The organism is Aestuariivita boseongensis (assembly GCF_001262635.1).
Classification (GTDB): domain Bacteria; phylum Pseudomonadota; class Alphaproteobacteria; order Rhodobacterales; family Rhodobacteraceae; genus Aestuariivita; species Aestuariivita boseongensis.
Window position 1 is genome coordinate 40848 of record NZ_JXYH01000006.1, and the last position, 12538, is coordinate 53385.

Consider the following 12538-nt stretch of genomic DNA (forward strand, 5'->3'; position numbering starts at 1 on the left):
CAAAGTGCCCGGGGGGGCACCAAGACGGGATGGCACAAAAGATGCTTCGTTTGATCGCGCTGGCGCTGTTCGCCGCGTTCGTGAGTTTTGCCCCTGCTGAGGCGACTGCCCAGACAGATCCGCGGTTCGAGTCGGTGCAAAAACGCAGCGGGCCTTTCGGCCTGATGGGCGGGCGGGAGCGTCTGGGTTATGGCCGTCTGACCACCAACGACATGTTCGGCGATGGCAAGGACCGCTGGCGCACCGGGTCGCTGACCACTTCGCGCGTCTGGGGCTATGGTTGGGATGGACGGGCCCCAAGCCGCTTTGGCGATCTGATCGAGCTGCGCCTGCAGGGGCAGATCATCGCGCCTGTCGATCTGGTGAACGTGAATCTGGCCGATCGCCCCTGGGCGGGGGCGCTTCAGGCGGGTCTGCATACGCATTTCATGATGGGTGAAGCGGATGTGTCGGTGGGCGGCGATCTGGTCGTTATCGGTCCGCAGACAAATCTGGACGATTTCCAGGACGCGCTGCACCAGTTGGTCAATGTCCGCTCCCCCAGCGATAACGTGCTGAACAACCAGATCGGCAATCGCATCCGCCCCACCCTGGTTGTGGAAGCAGGCCGCAGCTATGCCTGGTCAGACCGGTTCCGGTTCCGCCCCTTTGCCGAAGGGCGCGCGGGCGATGAAACACTGGTCCGCGTGGGCGCCGATCTGACCTTTGGCGTGATGGGCCTGGGCGAGCTTATGGTGCGCGAAAGCATCACGGGCCACCGCTACCGCGCAGTGAAGGGCGAAAACGAAGGCCTGTCCTTTGTGCTTGGCGCTGATATCGCCCATGTATTCGACAGCGTCTATCTCCCCGAGAACCGGGGATACCAGCTGGTTGAAACCCGCGAGCGGGTCAGGCTGGGCGTGCAGTACCAGAACCAGGGCACGGGCCTGTTTTATGGTCTGACCTGGCTGGGCGAGGAATTCGTGGGCCAGACCGACGATCAGCTGGTCGGCTCACTGAAGCTGGATATCCGCTGGTAGGAAAAAATTTCGGCTGATTCGCAGGAAATGCTTTGCAGCGCGAATCACCTTTGTTAACCATTGGGTTACAAAAAGAATAAATAGGCAGGCATACAGGCAATGAGAACGGGCTTTACCGGCACGTTCGTCATCTCCTGGTCGCAAACGGAAGTAGACGGTCTTGAGGCCGCGTCAATGAACGCGTTGACCGTTGGATCAGCTTGGTCGTGGAGCGGAGAGGCTTTGCGCGTGGATGGTCCGTCAGACGTATTGCGGCTTGAACGAACAGATGGCGATGCCAATCTGCGCAAACGCGCAACCCATATGGTGCGCCGATTGGTCGGCGCGGCCATGACGCATCAGACTGACCTCGACAGTGTCGACATCGACGATCCGCTGATGGACAGCCATTTCGTCGTCACCGACGGGCGCGACAGCTTCACCATCACCGTGATCGAAACGGGTCGCAACTCACAGCCCCTGCTGATGTTTCTAAACAAGATCCCGCCACGCGACACCGGCTTGTGGATCGTGCATCAATCCATCACCGGCCGTGCCGCGCGCCCGGCTGACGCCGATGAAGGTGGCGTGATCTGTTTCACGCCCGGAACGCGCATCTCGACACCCGATGGGCCGCGCCTGATTGAAGAGTTGCGCGAGGGCGACAAGATCATGACCCGCGACAGCGGCCCGCAAGAGGTGATGTGGATCGGCCGCCGCCGCATGACCGGCGCACGGATGTTCGTCATGCCCGAATTGCGCCCGATCCGGTTCCGCCCAGGCGCTTTGGGCATCGACCGCCCCGATCAGGAGCTGCTGGTGTCGCCGGAACATCGCATGCTGATCCGCGGCGCGGTGGCGCGCGCTTTGTTCAATACGCCCGAGGTTCTGGTGCCAGCCCGCGATCTGGTCAACGGATCGACCATTTTCGTGGATCTGAAAGTGCGCGAGGTGGAGTATATCCACCTGCTTTTGCCGCATCACCAGGTGATCTGGGCCAACGGTGTCGAGGCTGAAAGCTTCCACCCCGCAAGCGCCTCCTTGTCGGCGCTGTCCGACGGGGATCGGACCCGGCTGTTGCAGCAGTTCCCCGGCATGGATTTCAATCCGCATATCTATGGCGATTATGCACGGCGCAATCTCAGCCGGTCGGAAGCCGCTGTCCTGATGCACGACGCGGCCTAAGCGCCGGTTTCTTGGAAAGAAACCGGTCCGGAAACTTTCAAAGTTTCCGGCACCCGCCACTATTGACAGCCTGCGCACAGACTATATAAGCCGCGCTTCATTGGTGTTGGTGGCCCTCGCAAGAGGATCCCTGTCACCCCGGCCAAATCCGGGGAGAGGACAACGCCCTTCGAAAACCTGAACGAAGGAGATCAGCCGTGACAAAACGCACGTCTGCCAAGTACAAAATCGATCGCCGCATGGGCGAAAACATTTGGGGCCGCCCTAAATCCCCCGTCAACCGTCGTGAATATGGCCCCGGCCAGCACGGTCAGCGCCGCAAGGGCAAGCTGTCCGACTTCGGCATCCAGCTGCGCGCCAAGCAGAAGCTGAAAGGCTATTATGGCGACCTGACCGAAAAGCAGTTCCGCCGCATCTACGCAGAAGCCGAGCGCGTGAAGGGCGACACCGGTGAAAACCTGATCGGTCTGCTGGAGCGCCGTCTGGACGCGGTTGTGTACCGCGCGAAATTCGTGCCGACCGTCTTCGCCGCCCGTCAATTCGTGAACCACGGCCATGTCCGTGTGAACGGCAAGAAGGTCAACATCCCCTCCTACCGTGTGAAGGAGGGCGACGTGATCGAGGTGCGTGACCGCTCCAAACAGATGGCAGCAATCCTGGAAGCGATCCAGTTGCCCGAGCGCGACGTGCCGGATTACCTGGACGTGGATCACTCGAAAATGACCGCCACTTTCGTGCGCACCCCCGGTTTGGGCGATGTGCCCTATCCGGTAATGATGGAGCCGAACCTGGTCGTCGAATTCTACGCGAAGAACTGATCCGTCAGCCTTCGCCGAAACACCAAAGCCCCGCAGCATCTGCGGGGCTTTTTTCTTGACCTGTCGCTTGACGGGCGAAGACGCCTGAAAAAGAGTGGCCCGGCATGACACCTGATGCTTTTGCCCAGGCCGCTTCGGCCACCACCCCGGATTGGAGCCGGGAGACAATCCGCGGGTTCTGGGACCCGGGGCGCAAGCTGTTGCGTGCCCTGCGCAGGTATCAGGCGGCACGGGAAGGTTCATCCTTGGGCGCAAAACTGCGGGCGCGGTATTGGTCAAAGGTGCATCTGTTCTGGTCGGTCGTCACGCAATGCGACATTCCCCTGAATTGCCAGATTGGCGGCGGTCTGCTTCTGCCCCACCCCACTGGCATCGTCATCCATCCCGACTGCCATATCGGCCCCAACTGCCTGATCTTCCATCAAGTCACGCTGGCCGGCTCCGTCACGCTGGGCGGGCATTGCGACATCGGTGCCGGCGCAAAGATTCTGGGCCCGCTGACCATCGGCGATCATGTGCAAGTGGGCGCGAATGCCGTGGTTACCAACGATCTGCCTGACGGGGTGGTGGCCACGGGCATCCCGGCGCGCATCACGGCAGAGCCATAGGCGTCAGAGTTCAGGCTTTCACCAGCTCGACCCTTGCGCCAAAGCCGGACTGCCCCACCGAAAAGGGAAAGCCGTGAAGCGCCGTATCCGGCAATACGGCCGATCCATCCGTCAGCGCATTGAAACCGGGCCAGCCATCGCGGGCCCAGACGGCACCGGCGGGCATGCGCGGCGTGACTTTCGCACGGGCCTGAAACGCGGCCTGTCCGCGCCGCAGCTCGATCCGGTCGCCATCGACGATGTCGCGCGCAGCGGCGTCATCCGGGGCAATCCAGATCTGCGGCTCTTCTTCCCGCGCGGCAAGGCTGGGCAGCGCGCGGGCGTGGTCATAAAAGGAATGGAAGTGTGCAAAGGTGCGGCCCTGGGCCAGAACAAGGCCAGCGTCCGTATCCGGTTCCGCTGCCTCAGGCAAAGGCGGCACCCCCAGTTTGATCGCCTTGTCTGATAAGAACTCCAACTTGCCCGAGGGCGTGTCGAACTCCAGCGTGGGATAGGCCACATGGCTGATCCGCAGCGCCGCACGACCGCCATTGGCGCGCAACTTGTCAACGGTGACGTGGCCCGTTGCCGGATGATCCAGCACGGCGTTCATCGCCTCCACCTGATCGGCCCAGGGGTAGACATCAGCCACCCCAAGCCGGTCCGCGAGGCCCTTGTAAAGCTCATAAAGCGGTCTGGTCTGATCCCGCGGGGTCAAAGCCTGATCGGACAGATAGACATGCGTGTTGGTGGCTTTTGCCCCGATCTCCTCCAGCCAGATGGTGCCGGGCAGGACGATATCGGCCACCTCGCGGATGGTCTGATTGGAGAAGATGTCATAGGCCACGATCAGATCGACCTTGCCCAGCGCGGCCCTGACCCGGTCAGTGTCGGGAAACGATGACAGGAAGTTCGATCCAAGCACCAACAGCACCTTGATGCACCCTTGTTCCATCGCGTCGATGATCGCTTCCATCTGGTTTGGCACATAATCGCCCGGCAACCGGCGGTCCGACGCGGTGATGTCCGCAAACCCCGCGCCATGGCTGCGCGCCCCGTGGCGCGGACCGATCCCCGCACCGGGCTTGCCGAAATTGCCTGTCAGCCCGGGCAGGCACGAGATCGCCCGCGCGGCCATCCAGGTGTTATCGCCTTTGTGCAGGGATGACCCGCCAATCACGATCATCGCAGGCGCTGTCGTTGCATAGCGGCGCGCCAGATCGGCGATGCGCTCAGCGGCGACACCGGTTCGCACGGCGGCCCAGTCCGGGGTTTTATCCTGAAGATGGGAGCGCAGCGCATCGAATCCCACGGTATAGGCCGCGATGAATGCGTCATCCTGCAGCCCCTCGGTCACGATCACTTGCATCATCGCAAGCGCCAGCGCGGTATCGCTGCCGGGGCGCAGCAGGATCACCTCATGCGCAAGGGCGCTGAGTTCGGTCCGGCGCACGTCGATCACCACGATATGCGCGCCACGCCGCTTGGCCGCTTCGACATGCTTGATCGTATTTGCCTGGCTGACCGTATTGGCCCCCCACAGGATGATCAGTTCGGAATGCGCGCCCATATCCTCTTTGGTCGAGGTCTCAATCGCCCCCGTCAGGCCCAGGCCGAACCCGCCCAATCCCCAGCAGATCATCGCCGGGTTCCAGTACTGGCAGCCGTAAAGATTGGCGAACCGCTCCAGCTGGCCGCGCTTCAGGCCAAAGCCGTAATCATTGACCGCATTGCCATGACCGGGCCAGATCGCAACGGCCTCACGCCCGGCCGTGGTCATTTCTTGGGCGATCCGGTCAAGTGCGGCGTCCCATGTGGTGTCTTCCCACGCCGCCGTTCCGCGCCGTGCGCGCGTCTGCGCCGACAGCAACCTGCGCGGGTTTCCCACGATCTCATGCGCTGCATTGCCACGCATGCACAAAAAGCCCCGGCTGTCGGGGTTCTCGGGATCGCCCTTGATCTGAACGCTTTGATCTGCAGAGACGGTCACCGTCATCCCGCACAGCGTCGGGTGACAGTTCATCGGGCACATGGTCTGGACGATACGGTCGGCAGGCATTCGCAATTCCCCTTGCATCACCCCACTCTATGCCATGCGGGCGTGGCATCAATCGGCGAAAAGATGGTCCGATCCTGCGATCTCCAACGCGCGATCTTTCGGGATATCCAGAAACTCCGCCAGCTTTTCGGCGTTTTCATGGGCGTCCGAACTTTCACGCAAGCGGTAATGCATGGGGAAATTCGCATCCCGCATCTGATCGCTTTCATAGGTCATGTCGTTGCGGATGGTCGGCAGAAGCCGCTGTAGCGTGGCCTGGCTGGTCTGTTCGCCCGCCAGCCCCACCCGCATTGCATGGCCGATCAGATAGTCATCCGTAAAGTCGCACACGATTTCCAGCATCTTGGTACGCGAGCGGTCGGAATAGAAATCCTGCATCAGATCCAGGTTCGACGGGTCCATGCAGACGATCAGCCGGTCGGTTTCATAGTAATCGAACAGCATCCGCACAAGCGCCCGCCTGTGCCGCGTGCGCTTCCACAAAGAGCTTTCGATGCCCCCAAGATCGGGAATGGGCGTGTCTTCTTCGTTGAAGATATATTCGATCGCGGGCACGTTGGTCAGCTGCCGGATCCGGTCCAGCAGGCGTTTGGCGACATGCCATTTCTTGCAGACAACGATCATCAATTCCCGTTCACGGCCCAGCGTGCTTTCGGTTTCCCAGAACCGCATGGCGAAACGCCGCCCGATCCGGCCGCGTCCTGTCAGGAATTTGTAAAGGCTCCGCCCTTCGTTCGAGATCTGGAATTTGAGGCCGGTCGCGGCATAAAGCTGGCCCAGGCGGCGCTTCAGCTCCTTCGCTTCGGGGCTAATCTTGCGGGCAAACAGGAAATCCTGGCTGAGCAGCAAGTCATAGTGATCGTTATAGAACGTCACCGGCATGCCGTAATCCGAGAACATCAGGAAGGTCAGCGTGCGCGAGTCGATTTCATCGGCCGGGATAAGATGCCGGACCAGCGTCTGCAGGAAGGTTTCATCGGGGATCCAGGTGGTTTTGAAGAACCGCACCACATCGGGCCGTTTCTTGATAAAGGCCAAAATCGCCTCGATCGTGCGGCGGCGCAGGCAGAACCACTGGCTGCCGATCATGACCTGAATGTCCGAGGGCACCTCACGTTTCAGACCAAGGCGCTTTTGCACCTCGAACAGGCCATAGAACAGGCGCTTGTATTTCCGTTCGTTCACGAAATGCCGGTAGATCAGGCGTTCTTCCTTCCAGCCGGTCTTGATCCAGTCGCTTTCGAAGAAATCAAAGCTTTCGATGTAATCCACATCGCGCGCATCCAGGAAGTCATGGGCGTATTCGGCTGTCTTGATCGCCATGCAATCGCCCGACAGCATGTAGAAATGCGTGGCCCTCGGGAACGCCTCCACCGCGCTTTCGATCGCGTAAAGCGAGGCTTCGACCAGCGACCACTCCCCCCAGCCGCATTTGATGCGTTTATGGGCGAAGGTGACATAGGGATTGTCGTCCAGCGCATCGCGGATTTTGTTGTAATCCTCGGCCTTGGCGCGTGCGTCGAAATGGATCGACATATAGTCCCCCACAGCCGTCAGACGGCGCGCCTGCTGAATGATCGCCTCAGGATCCTTATGGCAGAGCAATATGTAGGCAATTTTTGCCATATGGGAAACGAACCGCCTTGTGCCTCGGGTATTGTTTATTCCTTGATAATGCTGAAGACAGATTGAATAAACACGCGTTTTTTGCTTTTTTATGGTCAAAGTAAGCCGGGCGCTTCCAACAGCGACCCAAGGCAGGAGGCAGAGCAGATGGGGTTTCCAGGGACCTGGATGACCGAAAGCGAAAGCGTGGTGTATCGGGTTGTGCCGAAATGCGCCTGTTCGACCATCGGTCAGATCATGTATTATTCCGACCATGGCGAATTCTTCGATGGTGACATCCATGACGCCACCACGGGCCTTCACAAATGGGCGATAGACGCCAGTCAGGAGCCGATCACGCGCAATGTGCAAAACCACGACAGCTTTGCATTTACCTGCGTGCGCAACCCCTATACCCGGATCCTGAGTTCGTTTTTCGACAAGATCTGCGGGATTCAGCGCAACGGGAAACGGTATCGCGGGAACCTGGTGCCGTTGCTTGTGCAGAAATACGGCATCGAAGTGGGTGGCGAAGACGGCAAGGAAGAGTTCGACCAGATCAAAAGCTTCCGCCGCTTTCTGCTGTTTGCCCGCGACACCATCCGCTGGCGCCGCCCCATGGACCCCGACATTCACTGGTCGGCCATGTCAGGCCATATCTCGACCTTCATCGTGAACGGCGGGCGCTATGACAAGATCTTCTGGACCGAACATTTCAATGACGGCATGGGCGAGGTTCTGAAATCCATCAAGACGCCCAAGAAGGTGAACCTGAAAAAGATCCCGCGGTTTAACGAAAGCGAAGGGCACGGGCCCAAGCGGGCGCATCCGGTCGAGGATTACTTTGACGATCTGTCGATGCATCTGGTGTACGAGATGTATCACCGGGATTTCGACCTGTTCAAATACGATTTCGACGATCCGTCAAACAAGATGCCCACGGGTGAAATCGACCTGGACGAGGTGCACGCCAAGCTGGGCGACTGAGCAGAACACGAAAAACCCTGCGAATTTTGTTATCCGAAAATTCGCAGAGTTTCTTTTTCAACAGCGCCTTACCCGCATTTCGAATGACCGCAGCTGGCGCAGGTCATGCAGCCTTCCACCATCCGCATGTCATACTGACCGCAGCTGGGGCACGCTTTGCCGCGCGGGCCGTTCAGGTTGACCACCGCCGCCTGTGGATCTGATTTCAGGCCCATCCCCTCCCCTTCCAGGAAGCCGGTGGCGATCATGTGCTGTTCGATCACCCCGCCAATGGCCGCCAGGATCGAAGGGATGTATTTCCCCTGAACCCAGGCCCCGCCGCGCGGGTCGAAGACGGCTTTCAGTTCTTCCACGACGAAGGACACATCACCCCCGCGCCGGAACACGGCCGAGATCATCCGGGTCAGGGCAACCGTCCAGGCGAAATGCTCCATGTTCTTCGAATTGATGAACACCTCGAACGGGCGGCGGTGGCCGTTCACGACGATGTCGTTGATCGTCAGGTAAATAGCATGTTCGCTATCGGGCCATTTCAGCTTGTAGGTATTGCCCTCCAGCGCCTTGGGCCGGTCCAATGGTTCGGACATATAGATCACATCGCCATGGGGCTGCATCGGCTCGCCATCGTCGGCGGAGAGCACTTCGGGCGCGGCGGATTTCTCCTCGCTCACGCTCAGAACCGACCCGGTCACGTCATTGGGGCGATAGGTCGTGCAGCCTTTGCAGCCGGTATCCCAGGCCTGCATATAGACATCCTTGAACGCGTCGAAACTGATGTCTTCCGGGCAGTTGATCGTCTTCGAGATCGAACTGTCGATCCATTTCTGCGCTGCCGCCTGCATCTTGACGTGATCGGCGGGCGCCAGTGTCTGGGCATTGACGAAATAGTCGGGCAATTCGCGGTCGCCGAACTTGTCGCGCCACAATTTCACAGCGTAATCAATGACTTCCTCTTCCGTGCGCGAGCCGTCTTTCTGCAACACCTTGCGCGTATAGGCATAGGCAAAGACCGGTTCGATCCCCGACGACACATTACCTGCATAAAGCGAGATCGTGCCCGTGGGCGCGATGGAGGTCAGAAGCGCGTTGCGGATGCCGTGCTCGCGGATCGCGTCGCGCACATCCTCGTCCATGTTCATCATGTTGCCGGATGCCAGGTATTTTTCGGCATCGAACAGGGGGAACGGCCCCTTTTCCTTGGCCAGCTCGACCGAGGCCAGATAGGACGCCCGCGCGATGGATTTCAGCCAAGCTTCGGTCTGCGCCGCCGCCTCGTCCGAGCCATAGCGCAGCCCCAGCATCAACAGCGCATCGGCCAGCCCCGTGACCCCCAGCCCGATCCGGCGTTTGGCCTGCGCCTCGGCCTGCTGTTCGGGCAGCGGGAATTTGGAGGCATCGACCACATTGTCCATCATCCGCACGGCGGTGGCGACCAGATCGCTCAGGCGTTCTTCATTCAGCTCGGCCGCGTCTTCGAACGGGTTTTCAACCAGCCGCGCCAGGTTGATCGACCCCAGCAGGCAGGCCCCGTAAGGCGGCAGGGGCTGTTCGCCGCAAGGGTTGGTTGCGGCAATTTTTTCCACGTAATTCAGATTGTTAGCCGCGTTGATCCGGTCGATGAAGATCACGCCCGGCTCGGCATAATCATAGGTCGCGCGCATGATCTTGTTCCACAGATCGCGCGCTTGAACCGTGCGATACACCTTGCCATCAAACACCAGATCCCAGGAGGTGTCGGCCTTCACCGCCTCCATGAACGGGTCGGTGACCAGGACCGAGACATTGAACATCCGCAACCGCGCGGCGTCGGATTTGGCGGTGATGAAATCCTCGATATCCGGATGATCGCAGCGCATCGTGGCCATCATCGCGCCCCGGCGCGAGCCTGCGGACATGATCGTGCGGCACATCGCATCCCAGACATCCATGAAGGACAAGGGGCCCGACGCGTCGGCGGCCACGCCTTTCACATCGGCGCCTTTGGGCCGTATCGTGCTGAAATCATAGCCAATTCCGCCGCCCTGCTGCATCGTCAGCGCGGCCTCTTTCAGCCCTTCGAAGATGCCCGACATGCTGTCGGGGATGGTGCCCATCACGAAGCAGTTAAACAGCGTCACCTGCCGTGCGGTGCCCGCACCTGCCGTGATGCGGCCGGCGGGCAGGTATTTGAACCCTTCCAAGGCCGAATAAAACCTGTCTTCCCAATGCTTTGGGTCTTTCTCAACCTTTGCCAGATCACGCGCGATGCGCCGCCATGTGTCTTCGACGGTCACGTCAATCGGTGTGCCATCCGCCTTTTTGAAGCGGTATTTCATGTCCCAGATTTGCTCGGCAATAGGGGCGCTGAAAGCTGTCACGGGTGCGGTCTCCGGCTTGAGTTATCCACAATATGTTGTGGAGAAAAATACCAATGGTTGATGCTGCGGGGCGAGGTTCTACAATATACGGCATGGGTGGGCAGAATCAAATGATAAACCTCGTAAAACTCTGCGTTGGTGCAGAGGCTGTTGAAGACCTGATCGACTGGCAGAAAAACCCGCGGGCCAAGGGGCCGGACGGGTTGCCTCGCCATGTCACGCGGATGTGGCCGAAACAGGCGGACAAGCTTCTGGATGGCGGGTCTTTATACTGGGTTTTCAAGGGCTTGGTCCTGTGCCGCCAGCGTATTCTGCGGCTGGATGAAGTCACCGGGCAAGACGGGATCACCCGGTGTGGCATCGTTCTGGACCCCGAGATCATACGCACCACCTCGGCCCCGAAACGGCCCTTTCAGGGGTGGCGCTATCTCAAGCCCGAAGACGCGCCGCCCGATCTGCGCAAGGGTCGGGAACAGGAGCCGACGCTGCCGGCCGAACTGAACCGCGCCCTAGCCGAAATCGGGGTTCTTTGACCGCGCACCCGGCCAAATTGTGCGTTTTGTACAAGGCCGACGCGGGGCGTTATGCGTTTTGCACCCCCTAAAGGAAGGTCGTGAGGTAAAGCGACAGCGCCGGGATGAAGAGGATCGCGGCCAGCACGAAAACCTCGACCAGCAGGAACCAGGCGACGCCACCGAAGATCGACTCGAGGGGGATTTTGTCCCCGACGATGGATTTGATCACGAAGACATTCAGCCCGATGGGGGGCGTGACCAATCCGATCTCAAGCAGTTTGATCACCACCACGCCGAACCAGATCAGCGAGAAGCCGAAGGTTTCGACGATCGGAATAGTCAGCGGCAGGGTCAGCAGGATGATCCCGATGGGATCGAGGAACATGCCAAGGAAGATATACATCAGCACGATCAGCCCCATCACCATGAAGACCGACACGCCAGAGGTTTCGATCCACATGGTGATTTCGCTGGCGAGCCCGGTCAGTGCGATGAAGTTGACGAACAACTTGCCGCCGATGGCGATGACGAAGACCATGGAAGACTGGAACACGCTTTCCTTCAGCGCGGCATAGATCTTGGAAAGATTCAGACGCCCCAGGATAAGCCCAAGCGCCAGCGTGGTGGCCGCGCCTATGCCGGCCGCTTCGGTCGGGGTGAAGATCCCGATATAGATGCCGCCCACCACGGCCACGAAGAGCACGATAATGGCCCAGCAGTCGCGCAGCGCGCGCATCTTGTCGGCGCGCGAGATCTCTTCATCCGGGACAGGCGCGTCCTGCGGGCGGCGCGAGACCCAGATATAGATCACCAGCACATACGCGGCGAGCGACAAGAGGCCGGGGATCACCGCGGCGATGAACAGCTTGGCGATGCTTTGTTCGGCGAAGATGCCGTAAAGGATGAACAGAACGCTGGGCGGGATGAGAGAGCCCAGCGTGCCGCCAATGGCGACAGACCCTGAAGCCAGCGATTTCGAATAGCCAAAGCGCAGCATTTCTGGGATGGCGATGCGCCCCATCGCGGCGGCACAGGCCACGGAGGATCCGGTGATCGCCGAAAACCCGCCACAGCCCACGACCGAGGCAATGGCGACCCCACCCTTCAGCCGCGCCAGCCACAGCCGCGCGGCGCGATAGATATCGGTGGTAAAGCCTGCCTCATAGGCAAGGTGGCCCATGAAGATGAACAGCGGGATCGTTGACAGCGTATAGGTGGTGATGAAGGCGTAAGGATTGTTCGCGATCAGTGAAAACGTGGGCTGCCAGGCCCATTCGGGCTGAAACTCGGCGCCCGGACGCCAGGCGAAGATGATGAAAATGCCCACGGACGCGACAGACCCGAGGGCGGCGGCAATGGGCACGCGCAGGGCCAGAAGGACCAGAGTGGCGATCAGCCCGTAAATTCCAACGGTTAAGGGATCCATT

10 protein-coding genes are annotated in these 12538 nt (G+C 60.1%); 6 read left to right on the forward strand and 4 right to left on the reverse strand.

Going from position 1 to position 12538, the window contains the following annotated elements:
- Window positions 1-41 precede the first annotated feature (41 nt).
- The 4 genes from TR61_RS04070 (at window position 42) to TR61_RS04085 (ending at window position 3609) form a co-directional block, all read left to right on the forward strand.
- Window positions 42-1019 (forward strand): lipid A-modifier LpxR family protein, encoded by a 978-nt coding sequence (locus tag TR61_RS04070; protein ID WP_050928346.1) that lies wholly within the window; start codon window positions 42-44, stop codon window positions 1017-1019.
- A gap of 99 nt (window positions 1020-1118) precedes the next feature.
- A complete protein-coding gene (locus tag TR61_RS04075; RefSeq protein ID WP_050928292.1) occupies window positions 1119-2183 on the forward strand; it encodes a Hint domain-containing protein in 1065 nt (354 codons plus the stop codon).
- Between the two features lie 197 nt (window positions 2184-2380).
- Window positions 2381-3001: a 30S ribosomal protein S4 gene (gene rpsD / locus TR61_RS04080; protein ID WP_050928293.1), complete on the forward strand. Its 621-nt coding sequence runs from the start codon at window positions 2381-2383 to the stop codon at window positions 2999-3001.
- Between the two features lie 104 nt (window positions 3002-3105).
- Window positions 3106-3609: a serine O-acetyltransferase gene (locus TR61_RS04085; RefSeq protein WP_050928294.1), complete on the forward strand. Its 504-nt coding sequence runs from the start codon at window positions 3106-3108 to the stop codon at window positions 3607-3609.
- Between the two features lie 10 nt (window positions 3610-3619).
- On the opposite strand, the gene TR61_RS04090 is transcribed toward TR61_RS04085, so the two are convergent.
- Both TR61_RS04090 and TR61_RS04095 read right to left on the reverse strand, forming a co-directional pair.
- Window positions 3620-5647, reverse strand: a complete 2028-nt coding sequence (locus TR61_RS04090; protein ID WP_050928295.1) for a molybdopterin-containing oxidoreductase family protein — start codon at window positions 5645-5647, stop codon at window positions 3620-3622.
- 48 nt (window positions 5648-5695) lie between these two features.
- On the reverse strand, window positions 5696-7273 hold the full coding sequence (locus TR61_RS04095) for a DUF5928 domain-containing protein (protein WP_050928296.1): 1578 nt from the start codon (window positions 7271-7273) through the stop codon (window positions 5696-5698).
- A 147-nt stretch (window positions 7274-7420) separates the two neighbouring features.
- On the opposite strand from TR61_RS04095, the gene TR61_RS04100 reads away from it, so the two are divergent.
- The gene (locus TR61_RS04100) at window positions 7421-8239 is read left to right on the forward strand and encodes a sulfotransferase family protein (protein WP_050928297.1); all 819 of its coding nucleotides are present in this window, start codon (window positions 7421-7423) and stop codon (window positions 8237-8239) included.
- A 68-nt stretch (window positions 8240-8307) separates the two neighbouring features.
- Here the strand turns inward: TR61_RS04100 and TR61_RS04105 are convergent, their stop codons facing one another.
- A complete protein-coding gene (locus TR61_RS04105) occupies window positions 8308-10596 on the reverse strand; it encodes an adenosylcobalamin-dependent ribonucleoside-diphosphate reductase (RefSeq protein WP_050928298.1) in 2289 nt (762 codons plus the stop codon).
- 110 nt (window positions 10597-10706) lie between these two features.
- Between TR61_RS04105 and TR61_RS04110 the strand changes: the two genes are divergently transcribed.
- Window positions 10707-11129, forward strand: a complete 423-nt coding sequence (locus tag TR61_RS04110) for a DUF1489 family protein (protein ID WP_245626816.1) — start codon at window positions 10707-10709, stop codon at window positions 11127-11129.
- A gap of 67 nt (window positions 11130-11196) precedes the next feature.
- On the opposite strand, the gene TR61_RS04115 is transcribed toward TR61_RS04110, so the two are convergent.
- Window positions 11197-12537, reverse strand: a complete 1341-nt coding sequence (locus TR61_RS04115) for a TRAP transporter large permease (protein ID WP_050928300.1) — start codon at window positions 12535-12537, stop codon at window positions 11197-11199.
- Window position 12538: the final 1 nt, after the last annotated feature.